This is a genomic window from Gordonia sp. G4, from assembly GCF_057770005.1.
On sequence record NZ_CM173442.1, the window covers coordinates 3,490,180 to 3,516,573 of the forward strand.

Here is a 26,394-nt window from a genome sequence, read left to right on the forward strand (position 1 = left end):
TCACGCGCCTGTGGTCAGTCGGATCATGTAGACCGTTGCCGCCACGCCGAGGAGCAGGAAGGCGCCCGGGAACGCGATGTTGTAGAAGATGCGGGCCCGCACATGGGCGATGACCGCGCCGACGAAGAACAGAGTGAGCCCGGTTCCGGCGGCGACGCCGATCCAGGGTTCGATCGTCAACCCGAGGACGAGCCCTGCTGCTCCGGCGGCCTTGAGTGTCGCGAGGTGGGGCAGGAACCGAGGTGGGACGTGGACCTCGGCCGAATTGTCCAGCACGAACTCGGCCCGGGCGAAGTCGGCGATGGCGATACCGGCATTGGCCACGATGCATATGATCGTGGCGACGAACAGGGGAATGGTCATCGCCGGGGGCCCTTCGCTGGTCGGGTTCCGCCGCGCGGTGGCCGGGTCGGTACGGTCGACATGTGTCCTCCTCTGAGGTGGGTTGTCGGATGGACGATGTGAGTGTGGTGCTCTCATCCGTACCGACGTCCTGCCCCACGAGAAGGTGACACCCGGTGGTACCGACCTCAGAGTTCGAAGATCTACGACCGCAGCTGACAACCATGGCGTTCCGGATGCTCGGCTCGATCCACGACGCCGAGGACGCCGTGCAGAGCACGTGGCTCAACTCGCTGCGTGTCGACGGCACCGAGATCCGCAACCCTGCCGCATGGTTGACGACAACACTCACCCGGGTGTGTCTCGATCAGTTGCGCGCCCGCGGCAGACGACAGGAAGATCCGCTGTTCGCCGACGCTCTCCCCGCGGAGGCTGTCGCGGCCGACGAGCTCTACCTGCAACGCGAGAACGTGTCGCGCGCGCTGATGGTGGTCCTCGATCGGTTGACGCCTTCGCAACGCGTGGCCTATGTGCTGCATGACCTCTTTGCGGTGCCGTTCGGCGAGGTCGCAACGATCCTCGACACCAGTGTGGACGGTGCGAAGAAGCATGCGAGCCGGGCACGCGGCCGGATCGCGTCTTCGCGGTTGAACTCCGAGCTGGACCCTGAACTGCCGTCGGGTGATGCGTCCCTGGTCGTCGACGCCTTTCTGGCCGCGGCGCGCGGCGGCAGTCTTGATGCGATGGTCGCGCTGTTGGCCGAGGATTGCATCCGTGTCGCCGACCGGTCACTGGTACCGCCGGACACACCGACCGTGGTCCGGGGCGCCCGGGCGGTCGCGGAGGAGACCCGATTCTTCGCCGACCGTATCCGGGCAAGCACGCCGATGTGGCTGGGAGGTCGGATGGTTCATGTGATCGCACCGGGCGGTCACCCGCTCGCCGTCATCGATGTTGTTGTGGTCGACGGCCGCGTCGCGAGAGTCGACATCCGTCGCATGACATTTGCCACCGTGTCAGAGTGGTCCTGACCGGCGATATGGGGAGCTGCTCCGTCCGGAGCGGAATCTCTAGAACGGTGGCGGGTTGGCGTCGTTCCAGCGCTTCTCGGCGCGTTGGTGGCGCCGGAAGTCGTTGTCGCGCTGCGTGTCGAGTCTGTCGCGGGCGGGATGATCGGGTGACCGTCTGGGGAAGAGCTTGTTGAACAGGTCGCGTCCGCTGAAGGCGTTGCCGACGAACATGTGCCCGGTGGGTGTGGTGAACCAGGCGGTGCGGGACTCGTCTTGGTGGTCCTGCCAGCTGGTGAAGGTCTTGATGCGGTGATGGAACCGGCACAGCGGTTTGAGGTTGCTAGCTAGTCGCTAAACTAACCTCTGTGAGGAGTTCGAAAACTCGGGTCCAGTCAGCGGCAGTGTACGCCCGAGTCTCGGCCGATCAGGAGGGGAAAGGCCTTGGCGTACAACGACAATTGGAAGACTGTCGGAAGTTGGCGGCAGGACGTGGCTGGACTATTGGTCGTGAATACGTCGACAACGACGTGTCCGCGTACTCGGGGAAAATGCGGCCGGCCTACCGGCAGATGGTTGACGATCTGGCGAATGGGTCGCGCGATGCGGTGATCGTTTACAACTTGGATCGGCTCCATCGCCGGCCGGTCGAGCTCGAAGAGTTCGTCACATTGTGTGAACAGGTCGGGGTGCGCGAGGTTGCGACGGTGACCGCCGACATCGATCTTGGCAATGACGATGGCTTGTTCATGGCGCGGATCTTCGCTGCGTTTGCGGCGAAGGAATCGGGTCGCCGGTCTGCCCGGATCAAGCGCAAGGCACTGGCGAATGCGGAGGCGGGACTACCGCACGGAACGGCGCAGCGCGCATTCGGGTACGAGCAGGGAAATCTGGTGCTGCGTGAGTCCGAAGCGGCGGTGGTACGGGATCTGGTGGCCCGGACGATCGCCGGGGAGTCGATGCGGTCGCTGGCGCAGTGGCTCAATGATCAGCAGATCCCGACCGTCAGTGGCAAGCCGTGGGTTACCTCGACACTGCGGACGTTGGTGCGTTCGGGTCGAATCGCAGGTTTGCGTGAGTTGCATGGTGAGGTGATCGCGCCGGGGGTGTGGGAGCCGATCATCACTCCTGCCGAGCGGGATCAGGTGTTGGCGGTGTTCGCGGCGAAAGCGCGGGCGAACAAGCGGGTGCCGCGCCGTTATGTGTTCTCGGGGATGCTGCGGTGCGGCCGCTGCGGGCACATGCTGTACTCGGTAGCGCGCATTGAGACGAAAGCCGAGAAGCGAGTACGCCGGTATGTGTGCAATTCCGGTCCGGATTTCGGTGGCTGCGGTCGGCTGACGGTCGTTGCGGTTCCGGTCGAGGAGTTGTTGGTGGACGCGGTGCTGACCCGGCTCGATTCGCCGGGGCTGCGGAAAGCGTTGGCCGGCAAGGCTGCCCAGAGCCCGGACACCGCACAGTTGACTGCGCAGGCCACGGCCGACACGGCCAAGCTTGATGAGTTGGCCGGGCTGTATGCGGATGGGGCGATCACCGCACGTGAGTGGATGGCAGCTCGCAACCCGATCGAGGAGCGAATTCGTCGCGTGCAGAAGGACATTGCGGCTATATCGTCCGACGGTGCGTTGTATGAGCTTGCCGGGACTGGACAGTCACTCCGGGAGGGTTGGGAGATCCTGTCGATAGACCGGCAACACGCCATCATCAAAACGGTCCTCGATCACGCGGTCATCGCGCCGGGCACCAAAGGCGCCCGAACACTGGACATCAACCGTGTCCAGCCGCAGTGGCGGGTATGACCGATCAATTGGGCCATTCGGCGGTGGCCGGTCAGATGCGCTGCGTGTCGCGGACGGCGGCGGTGATTTCCTCGCGGATCAGCAGGCGCAGCCGCTGATCATCGGCATGTTGGCGTTGTTCGTCTCCGCACGGTTTGAATCCTGCCGCATAGCTCAATGCGAGGACCATCACGGCGAGAAGCAGTGACGTGGATTCGCTGCTAGCGTCGTGGCTGGAAAAGTCGGTCGCCACCGCGGTGAACCATGCTGCTCCGGCGAGAATCCATCCGACATAGGTCGCGATCGTCGGCCGCCACCGGGGCCGCAGCCAAGTAGCGGTGCCCATCACCGCAATGAACGCGGCGACCAGGGCCAGCGCTCCACTGCGGTCGACCTGCCTGAGCGGGCCTTCGACTGACCAGATGAGCGCGTCCAACGGGATGACCGCAATGAGAGTGATGCAGAAGATCGCCATGAATCGGCCATAGACAGTCATCGGTGCTCCTCACAATTTTCCGGGGTGTCCGCTTTCTGGGGTGTCCGCCGATCGTCGCAGGTGCCACCGACAACTCTGCTCTGCGGCGACGTGCAGGCGCCGCCAGTCGCTTCCGCGTCGTCCGGGATGAATACGTTGATGCGGAGCCGCAGTCAGGTCGCACACGAACGATCGGCGTGGTCGTTGCCGTGGAGGTGATCTGCGGCCGCCTGCTCGTTGCTGGTGTCTGTCAGCGCGGCCGGTTCACGCCGTTTGTGAGTATCCGCCGAGGGTATCGGCGCAGTCCGCGCAGAGTGTTCTGATCCCTTGTCCCGTGCTGCGCTGCCGGATCCCGCCGTGCCCGCAGCGTTCGCATGTGTTGCAGCTGGCGGTTTCGGCGGCTGCGACGAGGTCGTCCATCCGCTGCTCATTCGTGGCGGGCAGGCCCGGCGAGGTGGCGAAGTAATATCGCAGTGCGCCGAACTTTTCCTTCACCTGGTGCACTTCGTAGCCGGGGTCGATGGCGGCGAGTTGGCGGTCCAGCTGGCAGATCAGCCGATACCAGCCCGCGTCGCAGGAGATCCACCGGCCCCAACCGTCGGGGATGCGGCACAGTATCGCCGTCAACGCCTCCCGGTAGGGCCCGGCATCGTCCGGAATGTGTAGCTTGTCGCCGGTGTGTTCCGGATCGATCTTTGTCAGCGACTGCCAGAGGGCGGCAGCCGCGGCCTGGCGCTCGTTCGTATCGCCGCCCGTATAGGCAGAGCGCATATCCGCGCCGGCGGCGAATGCGGCGCGGTACCGTGCGGCCTCAGTGGCCGACAGCTCTTCTGGCACATAGCCAGTGTGGCACCAGCTGCTGATCGCCGCCATCCAGTTTTCGTCGGTCAAACAGGCCGCCCGGGCGATCGCCTGATTCGGCCAGCTCGCCAGTGCGATGGAGTATCCGACAACCTGGTATACGCTGTGCAGTCCCTGCCCGATCCTCGTGCCGATCGACGAATGTTGGGTGAAATCGCCACGGACAAAACCGTTTTGGTGTTCGCGTGGCAGATATTGATGCGCGTACCGGTGATTGGTTGTCGGCGGCGCATGGTGCTGCCGCGACGCCGCGAGCATCGTCTTGCCCTCTGCGGTCGTTGGTTACCTCAGGTTTTGAGAAGTACGGCGATCTGGTTGACGATGGCGGGGTCGGTGATGGTGACAGGAACGCCTTGCTGCTTGCAAGAATCGGTCAACCATTTCCGAAACACGCTCTCGTCCAGTCGGTGTGACTGAGTGTGGACAGGTCGGTCCAGCGCTGCGATCATGGCGGACCACCCGCTGGCCATGCGTGTTCGCGCCTTGCCCAGAGTTGCTCCATGTGGCGATGGGCGGCGGCGAGGGTGAGTTGATAGTCGCCGTGGGTGAAATGTCCTGCGCCGGCGAATTCCCAAGGTTCGCAATCACTCTCACCCTGGTTGTCACCGTGACCGTCGGCGTTGTCAGCGGTGCCGTGTTGCTGGCGCCAGACGGCGCGGATCTGGCGCAGGTGCCCGAGGGTGGTCGAGTAGTGGCGGGATTTGGTGGTGACGTGTCCGCGATAGCCCAGTGTGTGGAGCCAACGGACCATCGCCGCGTACTCATCGGGTTGTTGGTCAGCGAGGTCGCGCAGGGTGTGCCATATCTGCAGGACATGACGGCTGACCTGGACAGCGATGGTCGGGTCATCGATCGCGGCGGGGCTGATCGGCCGCGGACTGATCCCGGCATCAGTGACGGATTTGGTGACGTATTTGGCGAGGTAGCCGGCGATCTTGCGTCGCTGCCGCTCCGGGATCGAGGCGTCGAGGGGGCGGGCATCGATTTGGGGCCCGAACCGTAGCTCCCGCACACCATCCGGCATCGATGTGTCAGGGACTGGGAGGACGATGCTGCGGACGGCTTCGGCGGCGAGTGCGGCGAGGTCGCTGCTGCTGACCGGAAAATCGATTGCGCCGCATTGCTTTCCGGTGGTGTCGGGGTGGTCGAGGCGAACGACCGCGTGGTAGTGCGGGATGAGCCGGGTCTGGTTTTCGTGCACTTTCAGGAATGACAGCCGCACAGCATCTTTCGCCAACCCCAACGCCTTCAGCTGGGCGGCAAGCAGTCGTCGCAGTCGCATGGTGAACCGCTGCCACAAGCTGGGCGCCCACCAGGTGAACAGCACATGCCCGCGATAGTCGTAGGTGTCGGGCCGGCGGGGCTGACCGGCATGGGTGCGGTGCGCGGTCGGATACACCGCCCCGAACGACGGCGCAGTCAAGGTCAGGAACACCTGCGGATGCTGCGTGACGGTGTCGGGGATGTTGTGGTGCCCACCGAGAATGCCGGCGTGCACCAGCTGCCAGGTATCCCCGGCATACAACCGCGAGCAGGAGATACAGACCGCGGCACGGCGATTCCCGCACCGCATGCTGAGCCTGTCGGCGGCGACGACACCGTGGCGCCGCTGCAGGTGGATCGGGTGCAGGCAGTAACCGGTCGCCCGTACCCTCGCTGCCCACCGCGGGTAGTGCTGGCCGCCGGCGCGGCGCAGCATCTCCCGGACGGTGGCGGCATCCAAGTCTGCTGCGGGTGTGGGCAGCAGCGTGGGTGGCGGGTTGGACGACACGATATCGGCCTTTCCCTACTTCTGGCCGTGGTCGGGGTGGCCGTAGCGGCGGACGAGGGCCGCGACGTCGTTGTCGGTGTAGTGGAAGGCGCGCACGAGGATGGGTGCGGCCGCGCCGTCGACGGCGAGGTACCCGACCCCGGGCAGATCATCCGGGATCTGATTGGCGGCACCCCCACGGTCGATGGCGCCGGGACCGAGGATCATGGTGGTTTGGGTGGGTTCGGCCATCCGCAACGCCAGCCGTGCCGGGAACAGCTGCCGCATCGGCACAATCTCCTTAGACGGATCTTGCACGGCGGCAACCACACTGACCCCGACCGCGCGCCCTTGTGTGAGCAGCAGCCCGAGGTGCTTGTCGATGGCGGTTTTGGTGGTGCGGTCGGTGAACGCGGTCAGCGCCGCCAACTCATCGATGATGAGGATGATCAGCGGGTCTGCCGGTGTTGGGGTGTGCAGCCGAGTGACCCCACGCAGCCGCTCCGCCCGCTCGGTCATCAGCGCGGCGGCGTCCGCGAGCATGTCGGCGATCGTGTCGGGGGTGTAGGCGAACCGCGCGAACAGCGGTGCCCCGGCACCGAATTCCATGCCGCCCTTCGGGTCGGCGACCCAGAGCTGCACGTCGCCGGTAGCGGTCAGGGGTGCGATGGCACCGATCAACGACCACAACACGGAGCCTTTGCCGGAGCCGGTGACCCCGCCGATCAGCAGATGGGTGCCCAGGATCGGCAACCGCCACGGAGACCCGTCGTCGCGCTGCCCGAGTTGCAGTGTCCACCGCCGCGACCCACCACGACTGACCGACCCCGAGCCAGTCGGGGTCGGCGTGATGGGTTCTGCGAGCGGCTGAGCGCGGCGCACGGCCAGCTCGATGACCGCGGGCCCCGGACGGGTCACTGTGACGCTGTCGGCAGCGAAGGCGTCAGCGAGTGCGTCTGCGGCTTTGTTGAAGTCGGTAACGGTTTGGCCGCGTAGCGGGTGCACTGTGAGTACATCATCGGTCGCGGCGAACTGCACCCGCAGCAGTTTCGGCACGAGAACCTGATCACTGCGGGTGCGCGATAGCCCGCAGTCGGTGCAGACCGCGGTCCACGACCGGTAGCGCCGCCACACCAGATGATGGAACCGGATGCGGTCAATGGTGTAGCGCCGCAACGATATCGGCGAGTACACCGACCACGCGATGACGGCGGCACCCGTGGCGATGGCCGCGATGATGGTCCACACGGCTCCGGTCCGCCAATAGATGACGCCGAGGCCGATCGCCGGAACGGATACGACGGGTAGCCGCCACGCCCACACCAGGATGAAGCGGGCCAGACGCCATAGCCCGGTGGCGATCGATCCGGCGATCTCGTCGGCGGTGGTATCGGGTTTGCCGCCTTTGTTCGGCGTCGGCGAGGGCGTGTCGTTCATGAGTGGAATCCTTTGGAGTGCAAGAGAGTGTCAACTTGGGGATGGCTGAGTTTGATGGCCGGTCGGTAACGACTCGGCGGGCCGGCGGGCCAGGGCGATCACTCGCGGGATCGTCCTGGCCGAGCGGGTTACTTCTGCCGCCCCGCGGTAGCGGTGTCGGCAGGGACGATCGAGTCGGCGCGGAACGCGACACCCGAGCGGTCGCCCTGACTCCATGGAATCGCTACCAGCCCGGTGACGGTCACCTGCTGCGTGACAGTCAGTTTCGGGTCACCGGCCACGGTCACGGTGATGATCTCGCCGCCGGACTCGTCCAGGGCGAGCAGCTGCACGCCGTACTGGGCCAGACCCGTGACCGGGTCGAGTTTGGCGCCGCCGGTGTCGAAATTCGTCTTCGGCTCCGGCTCTTTGGTGACGAGGTGCCGCGTGGTTGCGGTATCGATCTTCAAACGCATGATGTTCCTGCCTTCTGTGCTGGTGGCCGCGTGTTCGGCCACCTGTTCAGCACAGCCGTCGCCGGCGCCGCAGAAAATTGACAGGGGTTAGCAGGGGTCAACATTCGGACACGCGATGACACCATCGACCGCTGGTGATCGGGCACAATCGGAAAGCGATGACAGCGCCGCTTCCGAATCTGCAGCCGATGACGCCGGGTCAGGCGATTCGCGCTGCACGCGCCCGGCGTAAGTGGTCGCAGAAGACGCTGGCACGGCATATCGCCAGGGTCAGCGAAGACCGGGGACTGATCGCCGACGTCGAATCGTACAAATCGCAGATTTCGCGGTGGGAGAATGATGTTGTCAATCCGTCGCCGGCGACACGAGAGATGCTGGCGGAAGTGTTCGAAACTAGCGTCGAGGAATTGTTCGGCCTCCCCACCGATTCACAGCTGCCGCGGCCACTAATCCTGGAAGCGCGTGTCACCCCAGAAACACTGGCGTTGTTGGAGGATCGGCGGTCGGTGACGGTGCGTACCGAACACACCTTCGGCCCGTACTGGGCCATTCGCCAGCTCAGCGACGATGTGGCGATGGCGCTCGACTTCCTGAAAATCGCCCCAGAGCAGCACCGTTCAACGTTGATCCATTTGGTTGCCCGGCTGATGGAGCTGCAGGGTTGGACCCTGCAGGAATCCGGGCACACCACCGAGGCGGTCATGAGGACCGATCAGGCCAAGATGTACGCCGAAATGTCCGGCGACCCTGCGCTGCACGCGATGGTCACGATGCGTCTGTCGAACACATTGACCGTAAGCAATCCGCAGCTGGCGGGCATGTACGCACAGAAGGCCCATGACCTCGCGGCACGCGAGGCCGAATCCCGTCTACATGCCATCCTCGCCCGCCAGTCAGCGCTCGCTGCCGCACACATGGGTGATCAGCATGCCGTCGCCGACCACCAAGCCCGCGCGGATGATTATGTCGACGCGACACCACACAAGCTGGTCGGCTACGTCGACCGGTCCTATATCGACAGCGAGATGGCATACGCCCATCTGCTCCTCGGGGACGCGGCCACCGCGATGACACTGCTGGCCGACCATGTCGCGCAATGGCGCAATCCCGGTCAAGCACGCGACCACGCCGTCGCCCGGGCACGCTATCTACATGCGCTCTGCCTCGCCGGGGACTACACCGGTGCCCACACTGAATACGAGACAACGCTGGCCGCCTACAGTGGTGCGCCATCAGCACGGGCCCGCAACTCCCTGCGCGGCGTCCTCGCGACTGCGGCGATCGCCCGGCCTGGTTCATGCCAAACCTCGATCGCCACAGCCATCCGGCGACATATCACCACCGTTTTGAGCGAAGGAGCCGCCACATGACCGTTTTGCCAACCACCACCAGCACCGACGACGCTGCCCGCGCTGCGATCGCAGTGCTCCCGGTCGGCGCGCTCGAACAACACGGCCCACATCTGCCACTGGTCACCGACACTCTCATCGCCACCGCCATCGCGGAAGCGGTCTGCCTGCGCCACAACCTCTTTCAGTTACCGCCGATCACCTTCTCCTGCTCACACGAGCACATCGCGTTTCCCGGTACCGTCAGTCTTAGCGCAGCGACCCTTACAGCGGTGATCGCCGACATCACCGCATCACTTAACGCCCAGGGAATCAGCCGCCTGCTGATCGTCAATGCACACGGCGGCAACTACGTGCTGTCCAACATCGTTCAGCAAGCCACCACCAGCGCGCCCACGACCGCGCTTTACCCCAGCCGCGACGACTGGGATCAAGCACGCACAGCAGCAGAGATGATCACGAACAGCCACGACGACATGCACGCCGGCGAACTCGAAACATCCATCCTGCTCGCCACCACACCCCAGTACCTGCGCGACGGCTGGCAGAACGATGATCACGAGGTGTCCGACCGGCGCCACCTCGCAACCCTCGGCATGCACGCCTACTCCAACTCCGGCGTCATCGGGCGCCCCTCGGCAGCAACCGCGGACAAAGGAACCGCCGCGCTCGACTACCTAGCGTCCAACTCCGACCACATCATCAGCATCCTTAACCAGAGTTCCTAACAGCGGCTCCGCCTCCGCTCGTTCTGCTCCCGTCCGCTGCGCTCCCGTCCGCGCCACTCGCTCCCGCTACGCCCGCCGTGCGGCCGCCCCGACCCCTATCCACGTGGAGACCACCAAGTCAGCGGCGTGTTCAAACTTTCTCTACTGCTATCAAGGCGCGCTTCGCGCGCGGTGCCGGCGCCGGGGCTCCGACTTCGTCTCGCCCCGGGCCGACACCAGCCACATAGGTCCGGATCCATCGGCGTCGAAACCAGGTTGCCCTGCCCCGACCAAGTGATCCGTTACTCGCAGCGGAGACCGACCCGATTCGACACCATGTATTCGCCGCCAGCCAGCGTCAACGACGCTTCGCGTCCCAGCGGGATGACCACCGGCCACCATTGACCCCGGCTGCCGGCGAGTCAAGCAGCCAGATATCGGATCGACGGACATCGGTGATCGAGGAGCCAAAATGGGAGCCAACCGAGTCGGACTGCATTTAGACATTTTCGGAACAAGGCGGACGAAACTACCGCAAGCGATTCGGCACAAATGTGGACCGGATGGGGCCTGCGGACGAGTACGGATCAGAAGGTTAGGAGTTCGAATCCTCTCGGGCGCACCACGTTGACAATGCCCCGTGAACAGCGGAAATGTAGTTCAAGGGCGTCGTTCCATTTCCAGCGAGAGTCGTGCGAGGTTCGCGGTCGACCGAGGAGCCGGGGAATGTGGCCAGATCGTCCGGCTACTAGGAAGCGTCCGTGCTGAGCGCGCGGGATTCCCTGTCATCTGCGTATGCGTGCACGACCAGCTGCGGCTTGCGCATTTCTGCCGTATCAAGCTGAGCCCACATGGCGTCGATCATTGGTTGCAGGAATAGGTGCCCCAGTTGCCTGACCATCATGCGGACGACCTGGTCGGGGATCGTTCGGTTAGTCGAGGCGCTGCCAGATGCTCGCATTTGGACGACCTGCTCGCGCGCAAGCTCGGTGAGACGCTCGAGAAGATGATTGTCATCGCCGGGATCGAGGAGCGCGCGACGCATATAGTCGACCAGCGCTGGGTGCTCGTCGTACATCTGGCGTACTGCGTTGTTTCGGCCGGTTGCCACTTGCTCGGGATTGCCGTCGCCGCGTATGGAGTCGATGGCGGCGGCATGACGGTCGACGATGTACTGCTCGACGGCTGATCGCAGCCCGTCTTTGGTTTTGAAATGGTGTTGAACCAGCCCGACGGCAACGCCCGCGTGCGCAGCAACGGCCCGCATTGATATGGCGGTAACCCCCTCGGCAGCAAAGAGTTCCAGCGCGGCGTTGCGGATCCGCGCCTTTGTGGTCAGGTCACGTTCGAGTGGTTCACCACTGCCCATGTCGTCTCCCCATATCAACCACTATACAAGTGAACTCATTTTCGAGTTCTTGCAGACTATACAGTACGAATGTATAGTTCGATCATCACATTCATAGTAGGAGGCGCGGTGCACGACATCGTTCATGGCCTGCCGTCCACGCATGGCGACCACTACCAGCTCAACACCGACACACTGATCCGGCATGCCGCACGCACCTACCCGGAGCAGGAGATCGTCTACCGCACCACCGATGGCGGCTGGGGCCGCTACACCTACGCGGACTGCTATCGGCGGGTGCGCCGGCTGGGCAACGCCTTGCGTGGCCTCGGCGTCGGCCCGGCGGACGTCGTCGGGGTGATCGACTGGAACAGTAAACGGCATTTCGAACTGTATTGGGCGATACCAGCATTGGGATCGGTGATGCTGCAGATGAATCTACGGCTGGCAACCGACGATCTCGCGTTCGTCACCGACCACAGTCACGCCAAGGTGATCTTCGTGGACGAGACACTGCTCCCGGTCGCCGAAGCGCTCGCCGCGGCCGGCGTCGGCGTGCAGACCTGGGTCGTGATGACCGACAAGCCGCTGTCGGAGGTGGCCACCACGCTGCCGAATGCGGTGTCGTTCGAGGAGCTGATGGACGATGCGTCCGAGGACATCGACTTCCCGATGATCGACGAAACCTCCGCCTACAGCGCCTGTTACACGACCGGCACCACCGGCAAGCCCAAGGGTATCTACTACTCTCACCGCGGGATCTACCTGCATTCGGTCTCGGAGGCGCAGGGATTGTCTCTGACGGTCGACGACACGATCATGCTGATCACCCCGATGTTCCATGGCAACTGCTGGGGTCTGCCGCAGGCCGGCGTGTTCGCGGCCACGCGGTTCGTGCTCCCCGGTCGCTACGCCGCGGAGGAGACATCCACCTTGGTGGACGCGATGATCGCCGAGGACGTCACCGTTGCCAACGGTGCGCCCGCCATCTTCGAGCCGATGCTCCGATATATCGAAACCCTGACCACGAAACCCGATTTCGGCAGGACCCGGCTGTTGTCTGGCGCCACTGAGCCGCCACTGACGATGATGCGCGGATTCCACGACCTGACCGGGGCGGACATCGTCCAGGGATACGGTGCCACTGAGACGACACCATTGGTCACCACCAATCGGGGTATCAAGCCATCGCTGAGGGGGCTATCTGACGAGCAACAGTGGAATCACAAGCGTTACCAGGGACTTCCGATGACCGGTGTTGATATCCGGATCGTCGACGCTGGCGGTGTCGACCTGCCGCACGACGGGGCATCCGCCGGCGAGATCCTGGTGCGCGGGCCGTGGATCGTCGAGAGCTATTACGACCTCGACGACAACGACTCGCGGTTCTTCGAAGGCTATTGGCGTAGCGGCGATGTCGGCACCATCGACGAGTACGGCTATCTCAAGGTTACTGACCGCATCAAGGATGTCATTAAGAGCGGCGGCGAATGGATCAGCTCGATCGACATGGAGAACGCGATCGTCGCACACCCGAATGTCGTTGAGGCGGCAGTGATCGGCGTGCCACATCCCAAATGGCAGGAACGGCCCGTGGTGTTGGTCGCCACCAAGGACGGCGCCGACCTGCCGCTGGCCGAGATCCACGCGCTACTCGACAGCCAGTTCGCCAAATGGCAGCTGCCCGACGTCATTATCCGTCTGGAATCGTTGCCACGCACCAGCGTCGGCAAGCTCGACAAGAAGGTTATGCGCGTGAATCATGCGGACGTCTACGCTGCGCGGTCGTGATGGCGCTGTGACAGCATCCGTCGACTGCCCGGTCCTGGCTGTCACTATCGGACACACCACTGTCCGCAACGCACACGTGGAGCCGGGAGCGTACTTGCATCTCACTGAAAGTAGAACGCAATGAGCACACTCTTTCCCGACTACCGCTCCCCGTGGGAGACCGACGAGCACGCCGCGCTGCGCAATCTGGCGCGTGACTTCTTCGCCAAAGAGCTGACGCCGCACGAGGAACGGTTCGCGCAGCAGCATCAGGTCGATCGAGACGTGTGGACCAAGGCCGGCGCCACCGGCCTGCTGCTGACCGATGTGCCCGAGGAATACGGTGGCGGCGGAGGCGATTTCGGCCACGAGGCGGTGGTGCTGCAGGAGCTGGCCTTCGCCCACGACAGCGCGCTGGCGATCGCTGTGCACTCCACGATCGTCGCGCATTATCTGCTCTCCTACGCGACCGAGGAGCAGAAGCAGCGGTGGCTGCCGACCTGCGCCACGGGCGAGAGCGTGCTGGCGATCGCGATGACCGAACCCGGCACCGGATCGGACCTGCAGTCGGTGCGCACCACCGCACGCCTCGACGGCGACCACTACGTCGTCAACGGCTCGAAGACGTTCATCTCCAACGGAACCCACTGCGATCTGCTCGTCATCGTCTGCAAGACCGATCCGTCCCAGGGCGCCAAGGGCATCTCGCTGCTGGTGGCCGAGGTCGACGGGCTCGAAGGATTCGAGCGGGGCCGGGTGCTGCAGAAGATGGGCCAGCACGGTCAGGACACCCGGGAGCTGTCGTTCACCGACATGCGGGTGCCGGCCGCGAACCTGCTGGGCGGCGTCGAGGGGCAGGGCTTCATCCAGCTGATGAGCCAGCTGCACCGGGAGCGTCTGGCCATCGGGCTGGGCGCGGTGGCCGCCGCCGAGGCCGCGGTGATCGAGGCGGTCGCCTACGCGAAGCAGCGCGAGGCGTTCGGTAAACCGCTGCTGTCCTTTCAGAACACGAAATACGTTCTGGCCGAATGCAAGGCGGAGGTGCTGGCCGGCAAGACGCTGATCGATCACTGCATCGGGCGGGCGATCGACGGGACGCTCGACCCGGCGACCGCGTCGATCGCGAAGCTGTGGGGCACCGAGAAGCAGATCGAGGTCACCGATCGCTGCCTGCAGATCTTCGGCGGCTACGGCTACATCATGGAATACCCGATCGCCCGGATGTACGCCGATGCGCGGGTCCAGAAGATCTACGGCGGCACCAGCGAGATCATGAAGGAACTCATCAGTAGATCCCTCTAAGGCAGGAGAATCCGATGCAATCGAGTGCCACTAGGCCCGTCCACGGAGTACCGGCAGCGGGCCAGGTATCGGACCGTGTCTCGGTTCTGGACCGTGCATCACAGCTCGAGCAGGCGATGGCCGGCATCAATGTTGCCCTCGCGGTACGCGTCCCACCGGCCGACCCAACTCGCGGTATCGACCTTGGCATGCAAAAGCGGACTTATCGCGAGCTGGCGGTGGTCAATATGCAGTGTGGCCCTCTGTCGGCTGCACGCACAAGCCGGCAGGCCGCCGAGTCGGATGGTGCTCTCATGACTGCACTCCTGGTCCGTTCTGGCACCGAATTGATCGGACAGGACGATTCGACGACTCTGCTGCGGAAAGGTGACCTGCTCTTGTGGAACTGCGAGCGACCCGCCCGATTTACGGTGGGCAATCTCGTCGAAAAGCGATTAATGGTGGTCCCTACTGGCTTACTGACCGCAGTGGGCTCCAGCCGATTGGTCGAGTCTGGTCTGATCGTTAGGCGACGATCACCGGCGACCGAGTTGCTGGACCATTTCCTGGAATCGCTGCTCGTAGCCGGCGAGGATCTGGGTTCTACGGCGGTATGCACCGTCCGCAATGCCGCGCTAGAGCTTCTCGTCGGTTCGCTGCACCCGAGCGACGGCGGGGGAGGTCCGGCACCGTCGATGGCTTTGCGACCAGCGATTGAAGACTGGATCGACCATCATCTTCCGGACACAGTGATCACTCCTGCGTCAGTGGCAGCGGCACACGCGGTCTCAGTCCGCACCGTCCATCGGATGTTTGCCGAAACCGGGGATACTCTCGGCTCAGTTGTGCGATTGCGGCGATTGATGCGTGCCCGGCGCGAGCTTGAGTGCACTCACCATTCGATCACGGCGATCGCGTCGCGCTGGGGGTACTCGGACTCGAGCCACTTCACCCGAACTTTCAAGCACCAGTTCGGCATGTCGCCAACTGATCACCGCGCACTATGTCGACAAGACGACGAGGGCCGCGAAGGCGAGGTTGTGGGCAACGGCGTTGCAGTCCAATCGCATGGCACTAGGGTTCACGCACCTACGACTGTGAGGCAGAACACTCTGACTTGATTGGGGAAGGCCCCCGATCGAGGAGGAATCATGAAACTCTCTTCGAAGGTCTGGTCGGCAGTCGGCGTCTTGCTCATTGCCCTGGCCCTGGCCATCTGGTTTGTCGTCGTGCCGAGTGCTACCAAATTTCCGTCGAAAACTAATACAACTCAACACTATTCGGGTGTCGCAAACTTGCTCGATGCGCAAGCGCTCGGCCGCGGCGATGTCGCGCACGCGTTCATCAGCAACGCTCCGGTGACAATGGATCGAACAGTCAAGGCGGTAAAGACCTCTGGAAACACCGTTGTGGTCACCGACAATTCGACGGTCCAGGTCGCGACGCAGACGTTGACTGACGACCATACGTATTCGATCAACCGGACCAACATGCTGCCGACGGATCCGCCGAACGGACAGCAGGTCGAGCACACGGACGGTTACACCGTCACGCTGCCGATCGGCCCTAAAGGATCTGGCAGCTCGTATCGCTTGAATGACAACGCGACGCAGCAGGCATTCCCATTGAACTACCGAGCCGCGGCAAAAGTACATGGCCGTGTCAACGGCCAGTTTGATGTCCCCGCTGGTGGCCAGGTGAAAGTCCCCACCCTGTGCGGGATGTTCTTAGGTTGGCGGTACCTCCGTTCGGTGTGTCATGCGGTAGGAGTCGCCGTCGGTGATGACGATGGTGGCGTGGTGCAGGAGCCGGTCGAGGATGCTGGCGGCGGTGGTGTGTTCGGGGAGGAATCGTCCCCATTGTTCGAAGGGCCAGTGGCTGGCGATCGCGAGTGATCGGCGTTCGTAGGCGCCTGCGACGAGTCGGAACAGCAGTTGGGTGCCGGTGTCGTCGAGTGGGGCGAATCCGATCTCGTCGAGGATGATCAGGTCTTGGCGCAGTAGGGTGTCGATGGTTTTACCGACGGTGTTGTCGGCCAGCCCGCGATACAGGGTTTCCACGAGGTCGGCGGCGGTGAAGTACCGCACTTTGTGCCCGGCGTGCACTGCGGCGATCCCCAGCCCGATCAGGGTGTGGCTCTTACCGGTCCCGGCCGGGCCAATCAAGGCCAGGTTATGTTGAGCCCGAACCCATTCCAGTGACGACAGGTAGTCGAAAGTGTTGGCCGGGATAGAGGATGCGGCCACGTCGAACGATTCCAAGGTTTTGGTGACTGGGAACCCGGCAGTTTTGAGTCGGTTGCGGATGTTGGAGGCATCACGGGCGGCGATCTCGGCCTCGACCAGTGTTCGCAGCACTTCTTCGGGTGTCCATCGCTGAGTTTTCGCGGTGAGTAGGACCTCGGGTGCGCTACGGCGGATCGAGGCCAGTTTCAATCGGCGTAGCGCCAGGTCAAGGTCGGCCGGTAGCGGTGGCACTGTCTGGGGTGCAACGGGTTTCGATGTTGTGGTGGTCATGACACCTCCTTGTCGCCGGCGCCGAGTTTGTAGGCATCCAGCGAGCGGGTGGGCGCGGCAGGCAGATGCCCGAGCAGTGCTGTGCCGGCCGGTCGCGGGTTGGGGATGCCGGCTCCGGCATCGAGGATCGAGCGCACATCGGCGGCCTTGAACCGTCGGAACGCCACCGCCCTGGTCAGGGCGGTGAGCACCTGTTCGTGGCCGTGGGAGGTGATGAGTCCGAGGATGTCATCGAGTTCACCGGCCAGGCGGGTATTACCGATCGCCGCGGCACCGACTAGGAACTGCTCGGCTGGTTCTCCGAGATCGCAGAACTGTTTTTCGGCAGCAGTTTTCGGTCGTGGTGCACGACTAAGGGGTGTGCGTGGCCCGCCGTAATGATCGTCGTTGAGGACCACCTCTCCTGGGGCAGCCAACGCATGCTCGGCGACCACCTCGCCCGAGGCGGGCTCGGCGATCAGGAGCGTTCCACCGTCCTGGAGGAGGGTCACGGTGGCGCCGATGAGCCGGTTAGGAACCGAGTAGCGGGCCGAGGCATACCGGATACAGGAAAGACGGTCGACTTTACGGGTGACAGGCGGCGGGCCGACCTGAGCACGCAGAGACGGTAACGCCGCCAACACTTTCCGTTCACTCACCAGCTGGTCAGTGGGCACCGTCAGCGTATCGCTGTGGCGTCGAGTGTTGACCTCGGCACACCAGTCCCACGCAGCCCGGTTCGCCAGATGCACATCCAGCTGCACGTCGTCGCGACCCGCGGCGATCTTGGCTTCGGTCCACAACGGCTGCGCCAGATCCGACTGCGCGTACCCGCACAGGTTCTCCACGATCCCCTTCGACTCCGGATCGGCGCCGTGACAGAAGTCCGGGGCGAACCCGTAGTGGGTGGCAAACCGCACATACGTGGGGGTGGGTACGACAACGTTGGCGACGACTCCACCTTTGAGGCAGCCCATCCGATCAGCAAGTACCTTGTTGGGCACTCCACCGATCTCCTCGAAGGCTTCAGCAATGAATCCGAGTGTGGTGGTGGCTGTTTCGTTGGTGGCGAACCGAACGAACCGCCAGCGTGAGAACGCCAGCACCGCGCAGAACATGTGTAACCCGCCGATCACCGCCCAATCGATGACCAGGTAGTCACCCGGAGCCCACACTGCCGGGCGACGGCCGCGGTGATGCTCACGGCGCCACTGCGTTTTCTCCTGGGCGACCAGACGACGGAAATTCCGCGCCGACCCCTCATATCCTGCCGCTCGCGCTACCGGTAGCAGCCGTTTGGCAGTGATCCGGCCGTGTGACCGCGCGACTCGCTGCGCGACGAGCTGGGCCACCGCATCGTAGTTGCGGGCCCGTTCCTTGCGATCGGGTGGTTGATCGTCGGCTTCGAACCGATCGACCACGCGCTTGACGGTCTTGTGGGTGGTGCCGCACACCTCGGCTGCGGCGCGATAGCTTCCGAGTTCTCGGTAAGCAGAAATGATGTCCATACGGTCCTTCGCAGACTTCAATGGAACTCCCGGGCGGTGATGGTGATCGGTTGGCACCTTCACCGTCATCGCCTGGGCCTTCAGTTCCGGGTCGACACGACGAACACAGGGTGGGGACTTTTATCTGGCCACCAGCGGGGACCTCGACCTGGCCACCAGTGGGGACTTTCTCATGGCCATGGACATGGCCGCAACGTGTATGAGTACAACTCGACCGGGACAGGTGCAGTGAAGAGCCCGTCGCTGCTGAAGACGCTCCCGCCTGCGCTACCCAGTGCTATTGCCGCACAGTTGATGCCAAGCCTCCCTACCGCCAGCCAGGAAGCGATAAAGCAGGCAGGTCCGATCCCTCCTGCGATACCGCTGTCCTACATGGCGACCACGAACTATGACCTGCAGGTCGACAAGCAACTCGGGGCACCGCTATCGGTCGCGATCGACCGCACGGTAACCGCGTATGCCGATCTCGGCGGGAAACAGATCGAACTATTGCCCGTGTTGCAACTGAACGTGAAGACGACTGACCAGTCGGTGGCGAGCGCGGCCAAGACCGCACACAAGAGCGGACTCATGCTCACGATCATGAGCACCTGGTTGCCCACCATTCTGACGATCCTTGGAGTCTTCCTGCTCCTTTGGACAGTGTGGCGGGAACTACGGCGGCGGCGATCTGCGCCCGACGCGCCGGTCGATGACAAGCAACCGGTGAACAGCCACTAGCCGAACGCGACGAATTGGTCCGCCCGCAAATGGCGCTCCTGTTCAAGCACGTGGCGTTGCGATCCACGCTTCGCGCGTGTGTGACGCAGCACACTATCCACGATGGGCGATCGCCCGAATTCTTTCATTGATTGGAGCAAGTAATGAAAATGCAAGCCGCAGTTCTCTGGGGTCCCGGCCAGGATTGGAGTGTCGAAGAAGTCGAGCTCGACGGGCCCCAGGAAGGCGAAGTGCTCATCCGCTACGAAGCGAGCGGGCTGTGCCACTCCGACGATCACGCTCGCACCGGCGACATGCCGATCGCCGTCCCCACCGTCGGCGGCCACGAGGGGGCAGGTGTCATTGAAGAAGTCGGTCCAGGAGTCAAGAACCTACGGCCCGGTGACAAGGTTGTGTGTTCGTTTCTTCCCGCATGCGGACAGTGCCGGTGGTGCTCGACTGGACAGCAGAATCTTTGCGACATGGGCGCATTCATCCTTGCCGGCACCATGCTCGACGGCAGCTACCGTCGCCGCGCCCGCGGAAAGGATCTCGGCGCCCTATCGCTGCTGGGAACTTTCGCTGAGTACGGCACGGTGCACCAAGAGTCCGTGGTGAAGGTAGACGACGACGTACCACTTGAGCGAGCGTGTCTACTTGGTTGCGGAGTAACCACGGGGTGGGGCTCGGCGGTGAACACCGCAAAGGTCCAACCGGGCGATACCGTCGTCGTCATCGGCTGCGGCGGCATTGGCGGCAGCGCGATCCAGGGCGCCCGGATAGCGGGCGCCGAGAATATCGTCGCGGTGGACATTGTCGAATCAAAGAGGCAGCAGGTAATGCCACTCGGGGCAACGCATTTCTGCACAAGCTTCGAGGAGGCCACCGCGCTTGTGGCCGACCTCACCCGCGGTGTAATGGCGGACTCGGCGATTCTCACAGTCGGAGTCGTCGCCGGCGAAATGATCGGGCAGACGCTGGAGTTGGTGCGAAAAGGCGGTGTGGGTGTTGTCACCGGTATTGCCCCGGCAACTGAGAACACTGCAACTATCCCGTTGATGATGTTCACACTCTTCCAAAAGCGTTTGGCTGGAAGTCTTTTCGGCGAAGCTAACCCGAGAGCCGACATTCACCGGCTGCTCCGACTGTACCGAGACGGCCAACTCAAGCTCGACGAGACCGTCACCGCCGAGTACCAACTCGGCGATATCAATCAGGGATATCAAGACATGTTCGATGGCAAGAACATTCGCGGGATCATCACGCACAGCCACTGAGATGCAAGCACTCACGGAGGAACACATGATCGACCAGAACGCACTGTTCATCGATGGCGCATTGTCACCAGCCCACGCGCCCGAACGCATCGAGATATTGTCCGCGGCCACCGAAGAAGTCATCGGACGCGCACCAGCAGCAGATGAGGACGACGTCGACGCCGCGGTTGCCGCGGCACGACGTGCATTCGACGATCCGCGTGGTTGGTCGGCGTGGAGCCCCGACGACCGCGCAGCGGCGATCGAGCGGCTTGCCGACGAGTTGGAGGCGCGCGCGCCGCAACTCACCGAATTGGTCTCGTCGCAAAACGGGATGCCGATTGCCATCGCCGGAACGCTCGAATCCGGGCTTCCCGCGACCGTGTACCGGTATTACGCCAACCTCATTCGGACCACAGAACTGGAGCAGACACGTCCAGGCGTACTCGGTGGCCGCGCCATTGTTCGGCAGTCCCCCGTCGGTGTGGTCGCCGCGATCGTGCCATGGAACTATCCAAACCTGGTCACTGCCTTGAAGGTGGCGCCTGCGTTGGCCGCTGGCTGCACCGTGGTGGTGAAGCCCAGCCCGGAAACAGTCTTGGACTCTTATGTTTTCGCAGAAGCGGTCGCCGCCGCGAACATACCCGCGGGAGTCGTCAACATCGTTCCCGGGCGGGCGAGCACTGGCTCCTACCTCGTGTCACACCGAGACGTCGACAAGGTCACGTTCACCGGATCGACCACCGTCGGCCGCCAAATCGCAAAGACCTGTGGTGAGTTACTCCGCCCAGTGACCCTCGAGCTCGGGGGAAAGTCGGCAGCGATCATCCTCGACGATGCTGACCTCACTGCGAACATCGAAGGACTGTTTCAGGCGACGTTACTGAATAACGGTCAGACCTGTGTGCTGAATGGCCGAATTCTTGTCCCTCGCAACAGGTTCGACGAGTCGCTTGAGGTCTTCGCCGGACTCGTGAATGGTGCTGTCATCGGCGATCCACTTGATCCGAGTACACAGGTCGGGCCACTGGTCACTGATGCGCACCGCAACCGGGTGGAGGCACACATCGCAAGAGCCAAGGACGACGGCGCTCGCGTTGTTGCCGGCGGCGGTCGGCCGGCCCACCTCGATCGTGGTTGGTATGTACAACCCACCCTCTTCTCGGATGTTGATCCGTCGAGTCCCCTTGCGCAAGAAGAAGTGTTCGGACCGGTACTCGCTCTGATGCCATACGACGACGTCGGTCAGGCGGTTCAGATCGCTAACGATTCGGCATACGGGTTGGCCGGCACCGTGTGGACCGCAGATGAGGCTCACGGTATCCAGATCGCCGAGCAGATCGAATCTGGCACGGTAGGTGTCAACTACTACATGCTCGACCCGGTTGCGCCATTCGGCGGTATCAAAGCGAGCGGTTTGGGGCGCGAACTCGGCCCCGAAGGCCTCGCGGCATGCATGCGAACCCACACGACATATCTGTCGACCAGCGCGTAGCCACCCCGTGTGTCGTTCCTGCCGCAGTGCCCACCGGGCAGGAACGACACACGGACTGAGGGGAGGTTCCTGACATCACGGAGAGACATGACGGCTGGCGCTACGGGGACAAAGTCATCGTGCGCGCACGGCACGCAGCGGCGGTGCCAGCGTTTGGCTATGTGATCGGCAAACCCGACCGTTTGGGATCTATCCCTGTTCGCCTGGATGACGGATCCGCATGCTGGTATCACGCGGATGCACTCGTCCGGCTAGCAAGATGGTGAACCGTATTAGGATGCCTGACGATATTTTTGAGGACATTCTCTACTTTATTTTCAAGGCGCACTCGCGCGCGGTGCCGGCGCCGGGCTCCGACTTCGTCTCGCCCCGGACCTACACCAGCCATATAGGTGCGCCCGGAACCATCGGCGTCGAAATAGGTTGCCCTGCCCTGACCAAACGATCCGTCATTCACGGCGGAGACAGACCCGTTTCGATACGCCCATGGCCGGTGGCCGTTTCTCCGGCGCAGTTCCAGTGAAGCCCGTCGATGACGACGAAGACACTGCGAGCAGAGGCACGAAGCAGCCTGATCCGGCCACCGGAAGGGGTGTTGTTAGCGACTAGCGAGGTTGCGTGCATCGGTCGGGCCGCCGCGCCGCGGGTCGGTGTGGTCGAACGGTTCGGTGTGGTCGAGGTCGATCTGCCAGACCGGGGCGTTGCAGCCGGGGAAGGTGCAGCACAGTTCGCCGGCACGCACCAGGGCCTGGAGCTTCTTCGACGGGGTGTACCGCGTTGTCGAACTGTCCGCCTCGGGAGGCGATACCGGTGGCGCGTCGGGCGCGGCGGGGTTCGGTGCGGGATGGATGTAGGTGCGTCGGGCTTCGGCGAGCAGCTGCCGGGCGGTGTCGGCGTCGAGGATGCCGTGGCGGTCGAGGAATGCGGGGTCGTTGTCTAGACCGATCAGGGTCGACAGGTTGACCACGATGTGAAAGGTCGCGCGCGGCGCCGGCGATGACGACGGCGACGCGTCCGGACCCGGAGGGTCGGCGACAACCGTGTCGCTGTCCGGGGTGTCGGTGTCATCGTTCCCGGAGTGGCGCGCGGGTGCCTCAGTCGTGTGGTCGGCGGTGTCCACTGTCGCTGCGTCGACGTCGCCGGTGGTGTTGGCTTCAATGTCCATTGCGGCAGGTCGGCAGTCGTCGCATTCGCACGCGATAGAAGCTTCGCCCCGCGCGAGCGCTTTCAGAGCATCGACTCGGCGGTTGGCCAACTTTCGAGGGTCACCGGCGTGGACCGCGGTGGCCATCGCCGTCAGGCGGGCGTCGAACTCGGCGGAATCAGCAGTGGGCAGCGTGCCGGAGATCCGGGACTGCCCGGGTGTGAACCGGTCGGGGGTGACGGTCACCTTGCGGTCGGATTTCACTCGCTCCTTGCGTCGGCGGATCGCGTCGGGTGCCCACTTGGCGACGATGGAATCGACCATGGCGGTGAACCGGGCCGTGGACATCGGTGCGCGGGCGAAGATCGCCTCGGCGAGATGGGCGTCGACGGTCTGCATCTCTTCGTCGTCGGTGATGAGGTCGGTGCGTTTGAGGGCGATGAGGAAGCGGCGCTTGTCGATTCGACCGCACGCGAGTGCGTGTCCGGTGAAGGAGAGTCGGTAGCGCAGTGCGTCGCCGGCTTCGATGAGATCTTTCGCCTCGGCCGGCGTCACGGTGAGGGTGGCACCGACTTCGGCGATGGCCTGTTCGAGACCGTTGGGCCCGAACTGCTCGTAGGGATTCTCACCAGCGGCCACCCGCGCGGACAGGTGCTCGAAGGCTTCGATGGAGTCGAGTTCGCCGCTGTGCGTCTCGGCGCGCCGCTGCGCGTAGTCCATCTCGCGTTCGTCGTGAATGAGGCTGGCAACGACCATCATTCGATGCGCCGACGCTGCCGCCAAACCCGCGCAGTGGTTGAGGACCTCGACGAGTTCGGCAGCGGAGAGTTCATGGTCGGGACGAAAGCGCGGCTCGACCGACTCCTGTGATGGGTCCACAGATGTAGTGGACCCGGCCCCCGCCCCCGATGACATACCTCCACGATACTCGAATATATGTTCGAGTCAAGGGTGTATTTGTTTCTCCTTCGAATATCCGATGATGCAACCACGACGCACCGACAGGTCATCCTCAGATCGAGGTCAGCGATGTCCGCGTGGCAGGCCGATGCGGATCAGGCGTGGGTCCTGCGTGATCTCGCGTACCTCGAATGTCGGGTCGATCTCCTCCGCCACCCGATCGACGATCAGAGAACCGTTGCTGTCGAACCCGATTCGGTGGTGAGTCAACCTGGTCGTGAACTTCCAGACGGCCATCGCTTCGACCTCAGTGGTGACCGAGTCTTCGCATCGGACACAGTCGAGTGCTGCGTCACTGTCCGGATCGTCGGCGTGTTCGTCGCATGGCTCCCAGTCCGAGGTGACGAGGTATCCGGGGTCCCACAGGGAGCCCTCCGTCGGCGGCCATTCCACCGAGTACCACTCGCCGGCAGCGATTCCGTACGTTCCGATGGCCTCGTCGAGCACGGCCTTGCGGTCGGCTTCGGTCCATTCGATCCGGGGTGGAATCGCCACGTCCTCGATGGGGTCGATTCCGGCGTAGTCGGCGGGATCGCCGAGCAGTTCGGTATCGGTGGCCTCGTGCTGCGTTGCCCGACCGACGGATTCATGTGTGTCGAGCACTGCGGCCTCGGCTGTCGCAGCGTCGATATCCGCTGCCAGGTAGGCGGCGGAGTTCATCCGCTCATGAACCGCTCTCGCCGGGATCCGCGAGACGAGTTCGTCGACCACCGCTTGCTCGGCGTCGTAGAGCGCTCCGGATGCCAAGCGGAGTGCCGTCTTCCCAACCGGCACAGAGATTCCCGATGTCCGGCAGTCCCACAACTCGGCGGCGATCCGATCGCGCCGGTCGACCAACTCCCACGCGAGAGCTCTGGCTGATTCGCCGGATGTCGAGTGTGGGATCAGCGACTGCTCCTGCAACTCGGCGATGATCCGAGTGAACCGATCGGAGCCTTCGCCGGACGAGTCGATCCAGTGATCGTTCGTGAACGTGCCCAACGCGGCACCTCCTCCCTGACGTTCTGTCTCGGTCGTCCATTCCTACGCCGAGAACCTACTCGGGGCCAGTGACATCAATCGTGGGGTGACTCGTCGCAATCGGACGGCGATCGTTGTGGTGGATGTCGGTGCCGCGTCGCATTCTGGTGACGGAAGCCGACAGGTCAACTCGGCCGAACCGAGAGGAGGCGACATGGTGAACTCGAAAGCCCTCGCAGAATTCATTGATTCGGCCGAGGCCGGCGCTCGCGCGGGCATCGTGCGCGAGACCGGAGAGATGTGCCGTTCCCATCGACACCGCCATTCATCGTCTGCGATCGACTCGATGAGCCCACTGACGGGCGTGGATTTCGAGGGGCCCGCGGAGGCCGAGCGAGGCGTCGCCTGATGGCGCCCGAACCCGTCCGACTCCCCGCCGCGATGGCGTCCCCGGCAGTCGGCTGCACTGTGAACGCCGGCTGGTATCCGCTCTTGGTTCGCCTCCATCGCCGGCTCTCAGCCGTCACCGACGACTTCACCTACGCGCAGATCAAAGAGAAGTTCGGGGTTTTGCGCTGCTACCTCAATTACGGAAACTCGGTCGACGATTTCACGTGGAGCCTTTGCGAGCTCCTGGTCGACGCGACAACCGACGAGTCGAGCACCGTATGCGAATTCTGCGGCGACCGAGGAGAAACCCGGTACGACCTTTCCTGGATCAAGACGACCTGCGGAGATTGCTGACCGTAACGTTCGGCGGTGAGCAAGACCTGGGTCATCTGAAGCGGCGCGCAGATCGCCGAATGGACGAAGATCGCCCCGGGTACGACGAATGGTCGTGTGCTGACTCCGCGTCTCAGCCGATCCCGCGCGACAGCATTTGCCCGACAACCAGACCGAGTGCACCCTCGGCAAACCTCGAGACCGGCCCGACGGCGGTGTCCAGCGCCTCGTCGTAGCCGTCGCGTGCCTCGCCCCACAGGCGGCCCGACGAGCCGTTCGGCGTGACCCCGATCAGGGCGATGAGCTCACCGGTGGTGGGGATGCAGATCGCCCAGACGAATCGTGTCTCCGACTCCCAGTCACGCTGCGCCGCAGCGACGTACGCGGCGGGGTCGTCGACCTCGAGATGAGACAACGCCGGGACGTCGGTGATCCGCTCGTCCGCACGAAGCGCACGCAGATACCACGTCCCGGCGTTGATCTCGACTGGTTGCATTGCCTTGTTGTACGCCCGCCCTTCGAGGCTCGTCGCTTGCGCTCCTCGCACCTCAGGGAGCAGGGGCGCTCGCACCTCAGGCAGCGAGGGAGCGGTGT

At 63.7% G+C, this 26,394-nt stretch carries 27 protein-coding genes and 1 pseudogene; 14 read left to right on the forward strand and 14 right to left on the reverse strand.

Annotation, left to right across the window (positions count from 1 at the left end):
* Positions 1-363 carry a DoxX family protein gene (locus AC3B5T_RS15650; protein ID WP_055475074.1) on the reverse strand — a complete coding sequence of 121 codons (363 nt, stop codon included), beginning with the start codon at positions 361-363 and terminating at the stop codon, positions 1-3.
* Between the two features lie 155 nt (positions 364-518).
* Here AC3B5T_RS15650 and AC3B5T_RS15655 point away from each other — a divergent pair, with 155 nt between their 5' ends.
* Entirely contained in the window at positions 519-1,373 is an 855-nt protein-coding gene (locus AC3B5T_RS15655; protein ID WP_055475073.1) for a sigma-70 family RNA polymerase sigma factor, read from the forward strand.
* A 39-nt stretch (positions 1,374-1,412) separates the two neighbouring features.
* Here the strand turns inward: AC3B5T_RS15655 and AC3B5T_RS15660 are convergent, their stop codons facing one another.
* Positions 1,413-1,583, reverse strand: a complete 171-nt coding sequence (locus tag AC3B5T_RS15660) for a hypothetical protein (protein WP_223258865.1) — start codon at positions 1,581-1,583, stop codon at positions 1,413-1,415.
* 170 nt (positions 1,584-1,753) lie between these two features.
* On the opposite strand from AC3B5T_RS15660, the gene AC3B5T_RS15665 reads away from it, so the two are divergent.
* Positions 1,754-3,148 (forward strand): recombinase family protein, encoded by a 1,395-nt coding sequence (locus AC3B5T_RS15665; protein WP_055475072.1) that lies wholly within the window; start codon positions 1,754-1,756, stop codon positions 3,146-3,148.
* Between the two features lie 31 nt (positions 3,149-3,179).
* Here the strand turns inward: AC3B5T_RS15665 and AC3B5T_RS15670 are convergent, their stop codons facing one another.
* From AC3B5T_RS15670 to AC3B5T_RS15695, 6 genes are all read right to left on the reverse strand, one after another.
* Positions 3,180-3,623 carry a hypothetical protein gene (locus tag AC3B5T_RS15670; protein WP_137809918.1) on the reverse strand — a complete coding sequence of 148 codons (444 nt, stop codon included), beginning with the start codon at positions 3,621-3,623 and terminating at the stop codon, positions 3,180-3,182.
* A 243-nt stretch (positions 3,624-3,866) separates the two neighbouring features.
* Positions 3,867-4,721: a hypothetical protein gene (locus tag AC3B5T_RS15675; RefSeq protein ID WP_055475070.1), complete on the reverse strand. Its 855-nt coding sequence runs from the start codon at positions 4,719-4,721 to the stop codon at positions 3,867-3,869.
* Positions 4,722-4,750: 29 nt separating this feature from the next.
* Positions 4,751-4,912, reverse strand: a complete 162-nt coding sequence (locus tag AC3B5T_RS15680) for a hypothetical protein (protein ID WP_156354182.1) — start codon at positions 4,910-4,912, stop codon at positions 4,751-4,753.
* On the reverse strand, positions 4,909-6,234 hold the full coding sequence (locus tag AC3B5T_RS15685; RefSeq protein ID WP_083229338.1) for a replication initiator: 1,326 nt from the start codon (positions 6,232-6,234) through the stop codon (positions 4,909-4,911). The genes AC3B5T_RS15680 and AC3B5T_RS15685 overlap by 4 nt, the downstream gene beginning before the upstream one ends.
* Before the next feature lie 15 nt (positions 6,235-6,249).
* Complete coding sequence (locus tag AC3B5T_RS15690; protein ID WP_055475067.1) at positions 6,250-7,650, reverse strand: FtsK/SpoIIIE domain-containing protein; 1,401 nt, start codon at positions 7,648-7,650, stop codon at positions 6,250-6,252.
* A 128-nt stretch (positions 7,651-7,778) separates the two neighbouring features.
* The gene (locus AC3B5T_RS15695) at positions 7,779-8,105 is read right to left on the reverse strand and encodes a hypothetical protein (RefSeq protein ID WP_055475117.1); all 327 of its coding nucleotides are present in this window, start codon (positions 8,103-8,105) and stop codon (positions 7,779-7,781) included.
* Between the two features lie 158 nt (positions 8,106-8,263).
* Here AC3B5T_RS15695 and AC3B5T_RS15700 point away from each other — a divergent pair, with 158 nt between their 5' ends.
* Positions 8,264-9,475 carry a helix-turn-helix domain-containing protein gene (locus AC3B5T_RS15700; RefSeq protein ID WP_055475066.1) on the forward strand — a complete coding sequence of 404 codons (1,212 nt, stop codon included), beginning with the start codon at positions 8,264-8,266 and terminating at the stop codon, positions 9,473-9,475.
* Positions 9,472-10,182, forward strand: coding sequence for a creatininase family protein (locus AC3B5T_RS15705; protein WP_055475065.1), 711 nt, complete (start codon positions 9,472-9,474; stop codon positions 10,180-10,182). Before AC3B5T_RS15700 ends, AC3B5T_RS15705 begins: the two co-directional genes overlap by 4 nt.
* Positions 10,183-10,909: 727 nt before the next feature.
* Here AC3B5T_RS15705 and AC3B5T_RS15710 read toward each other — a convergent pair.
* The gene (locus AC3B5T_RS15710) at positions 10,910-11,530 is read right to left on the reverse strand and encodes a TetR/AcrR family transcriptional regulator (RefSeq protein WP_055475064.1); all 621 of its coding nucleotides are present in this window, start codon (positions 11,528-11,530) and stop codon (positions 10,910-10,912) included.
* Between the two features lie 108 nt (positions 11,531-11,638).
* Here AC3B5T_RS15710 and AC3B5T_RS15715 point away from each other — a divergent pair, with 108 nt between their 5' ends.
* From AC3B5T_RS15715 to AC3B5T_RS15730, 4 genes and pseudogenes are all read left to right on the forward strand, one after another.
* Positions 11,639-13,300 (forward strand): long-chain-fatty-acid--CoA ligase, encoded by a 1,662-nt coding sequence (locus tag AC3B5T_RS15715; protein ID WP_223258868.1) that lies wholly within the window; start codon positions 11,639-11,641, stop codon positions 13,298-13,300.
* A gap of 120 nt (positions 13,301-13,420) precedes the next feature.
* The gene (locus tag AC3B5T_RS15720) at positions 13,421-14,581 is read left to right on the forward strand and encodes an acyl-CoA dehydrogenase family protein (RefSeq protein ID WP_055475062.1); all 1,161 of its coding nucleotides are present in this window, start codon (positions 13,421-13,423) and stop codon (positions 14,579-14,581) included.
* Between the two features lie 116 nt (positions 14,582-14,697).
* Entirely contained in the window at positions 14,698-15,681 is a 984-nt protein-coding gene (locus AC3B5T_RS15725) for a helix-turn-helix domain-containing protein (protein ID WP_165630250.1), read from the forward strand.
* 30 nt (positions 15,682-15,711) lie between these two features.
* A pseudogene (locus AC3B5T_RS15730) lies at positions 15,712-16,212 on the forward strand (porin PorA family protein); the annotation flags it as partial.
* 75 nt (positions 16,213-16,287) lie between these two features.
* Here AC3B5T_RS15730 and istB read toward each other — a convergent pair.
* Together istB and istA are read right to left on the reverse strand one after the other, a co-directional pair.
* Positions 16,288-17,076: an IS21-like element helper ATPase IstB gene (gene istB, locus AC3B5T_RS15735; protein ID WP_137810296.1), complete on the reverse strand. Its 789-nt coding sequence runs from the start codon at positions 17,074-17,076 to the stop codon at positions 16,288-16,290.
* Complete coding sequence (gene istA / locus AC3B5T_RS15740; RefSeq protein WP_488357705.1) at positions 17,073-18,584, reverse strand: IS21 family transposase; 1,512 nt, start codon at positions 18,582-18,584, stop codon at positions 17,073-17,075. Before istA ends, istB begins: the two co-directional genes overlap by 4 nt.
* Before the next feature lie 174 nt (positions 18,585-18,758).
* Here istA and AC3B5T_RS15745 point away from each other — a divergent pair, with 174 nt between their 5' ends.
* The 4 genes from AC3B5T_RS15745 to AC3B5T_RS15760 all read left to right on the forward strand — a co-directional run bounded on the left by AC3B5T_RS15745 (position 18,759) and on the right by AC3B5T_RS15760 (position 22,536).
* Entirely contained in the window at positions 18,759-19,283 is a 525-nt protein-coding gene (locus AC3B5T_RS15745) for a porin PorA family protein (protein ID WP_480034364.1), read from the forward strand.
* A gap of 143 nt (positions 19,284-19,426) precedes the next feature.
* Complete coding sequence (locus tag AC3B5T_RS15750; protein WP_055475060.1) at positions 19,427-20,539, forward strand: NDMA-dependent alcohol dehydrogenase; 1,113 nt, start codon at positions 19,427-19,429, stop codon at positions 20,537-20,539.
* Positions 20,540-20,564: 25 nt separating this feature from the next.
* A complete protein-coding gene (locus tag AC3B5T_RS15755) occupies positions 20,565-22,013 on the forward strand; it encodes an aldehyde dehydrogenase (RefSeq protein ID WP_137809919.1) in 1,449 nt (482 codons plus the stop codon).
* A 277-nt stretch (positions 22,014-22,290) separates the two neighbouring features.
* Entirely contained in the window at positions 22,291-22,536 is a 246-nt protein-coding gene (locus AC3B5T_RS15760; RefSeq protein WP_137809920.1) for a hypothetical protein, read from the forward strand.
* Positions 22,537-22,611: 75 nt separating this feature from the next.
* Here AC3B5T_RS15760 and AC3B5T_RS15765 read toward each other — a convergent pair whose 3' ends face one another.
* Entirely contained in the window at positions 22,612-24,072 is a 1,461-nt protein-coding gene (locus AC3B5T_RS15765; RefSeq protein WP_240198504.1) for a DUF222 domain-containing protein, read from the reverse strand.
* A 108-nt stretch (positions 24,073-24,180) separates the two neighbouring features.
* Positions 24,181-25,098, reverse strand: coding sequence for a hypothetical protein (locus tag AC3B5T_RS15770; protein WP_055475058.1), 918 nt, complete (start codon positions 25,096-25,098; stop codon positions 24,181-24,183).
* Positions 25,099-25,291: 193 nt separating this feature from the next.
* On the opposite strand from AC3B5T_RS15770, the gene AC3B5T_RS15775 reads away from it, so the two are divergent.
* A complete protein-coding gene (locus AC3B5T_RS15775; protein WP_137809921.1) occupies positions 25,292-25,486 on the forward strand; it encodes a hypothetical protein in 195 nt (64 codons plus the stop codon).
* A complete protein-coding gene (locus AC3B5T_RS15780) occupies positions 25,486-25,821 on the forward strand; it encodes a hypothetical protein (protein ID WP_055475056.1) in 336 nt (111 codons plus the stop codon). The genes AC3B5T_RS15775 and AC3B5T_RS15780 overlap by 1 nt, the downstream gene beginning before the upstream one ends.
* A 112-nt stretch (positions 25,822-25,933) precedes the next feature.
* On the opposite strand, the gene AC3B5T_RS15785 is transcribed toward AC3B5T_RS15780, so the two are convergent.
* Entirely contained in the window at positions 25,934-26,296 is a 363-nt protein-coding gene (locus tag AC3B5T_RS15785; RefSeq protein ID WP_055475055.1) for a GNAT family N-acetyltransferase, read from the reverse strand.
* Positions 26,297-26,394: the final 98 nt, after the last annotated feature.

Excerpts from the sequence above, each read along its gene's own strand:
- AC3B5T_RS15650 (WP_055475074.1), bottom strand. The coding sequence starts at position 363 with ATGACCATTCCCCTGTTCGTCGCCACGATCATATGCATCGTGGCCAAT.
- AC3B5T_RS15660 (WP_223258865.1), bottom strand. The coding sequence starts at position 1,583 with ATGTTCGTCGGCAACGCCTTCAGCGGACGCGACCTGTTCAACAAGCTC.
- AC3B5T_RS15670 (WP_137809918.1), bottom strand. The coding sequence starts at position 3,623 with ATGACTGTCTATGGCCGATTCATGGCGATCTTCTGCATCACTCTCATT.
- AC3B5T_RS15675 (WP_055475070.1), bottom strand. The coding sequence starts at position 4,721 with ATGCTCGCGGCGTCGCGGCAGCACCATGCGCCGCCGACAACCAATCAC.
- AC3B5T_RS15680 (WP_156354182.1), bottom strand. The coding sequence starts at position 4,912 with ATGATCGCAGCGCTGGACCGACCTGTCCACACTCAGTCACACCGACTG.
- AC3B5T_RS15690 (WP_055475067.1), bottom strand. The coding sequence starts at position 7,650 with ATGAACGACACGCCCTCGCCGACGCCGAACAAAGGCGGCAAACCCGAT.
- AC3B5T_RS15695 (WP_055475117.1), bottom strand. The coding sequence starts at position 8,105 with ATGCGTTTGAAGATCGATACCGCAACCACGCGGCACCTCGTCACCAAA.
- AC3B5T_RS15700 (WP_055475066.1), top strand. The coding sequence starts at position 8,264 with ATGACAGCGCCGCTTCCGAATCTGCAGCCGATGACGCCGGGTCAGGCG.
- AC3B5T_RS15705 (WP_055475065.1), top strand. The coding sequence starts at position 9,472 with ATGACCGTTTTGCCAACCACCACCAGCACCGACGACGCTGCCCGCGCT.
- AC3B5T_RS15710 (WP_055475064.1), bottom strand. The coding sequence starts at position 11,530 with ATGGGCAGTGGTGAACCACTCGAACGTGACCTGACCACAAAGGCGCGG.
- AC3B5T_RS15720 (WP_055475062.1), top strand. The coding sequence starts at position 13,421 with ATGAGCACACTCTTTCCCGACTACCGCTCCCCGTGGGAGACCGACGAG.
- AC3B5T_RS15725 (WP_165630250.1), top strand. The coding sequence starts at position 14,698 with ATGGCCGGCATCAATGTTGCCCTCGCGGTACGCGTCCCACCGGCCGAC.
- istB (WP_137810296.1), bottom strand. The coding sequence starts at position 17,076 with ATGACCACCACAACATCGAAACCCGTTGCACCCCAGACAGTGCCACCG.
- AC3B5T_RS15750 (WP_055475060.1), top strand. The coding sequence starts at position 19,427 with ATGAAAATGCAAGCCGCAGTTCTCTGGGGTCCCGGCCAGGATTGGAGT.
- AC3B5T_RS15755 (WP_137809919.1), top strand. The coding sequence starts at position 20,565 with ATGATCGACCAGAACGCACTGTTCATCGATGGCGCATTGTCACCAGCC.
- AC3B5T_RS15760 (WP_137809920.1), top strand. The coding sequence starts at position 22,291 with ATGCCTGACGATATTTTTGAGGACATTCTCTACTTTATTTTCAAGGCG.
- AC3B5T_RS15765 (WP_240198504.1), bottom strand. The coding sequence starts at position 24,072 with ATGTCATCGGGGGCGGGGGCCGGGTCCACTACATCTGTGGACCCATCA.
- AC3B5T_RS15775 (WP_137809921.1), top strand. The coding sequence starts at position 25,292 with ATGGTGAACTCGAAAGCCCTCGCAGAATTCATTGATTCGGCCGAGGCC.
- AC3B5T_RS15780 (WP_055475056.1), top strand. The coding sequence starts at position 25,486 with ATGGCGCCCGAACCCGTCCGACTCCCCGCCGCGATGGCGTCCCCGGCA.
- AC3B5T_RS15785 (WP_055475055.1), bottom strand. The coding sequence starts at position 26,296 with ATGCAACCAGTCGAGATCAACGCCGGGACGTGGTATCTGCGTGCGCTT.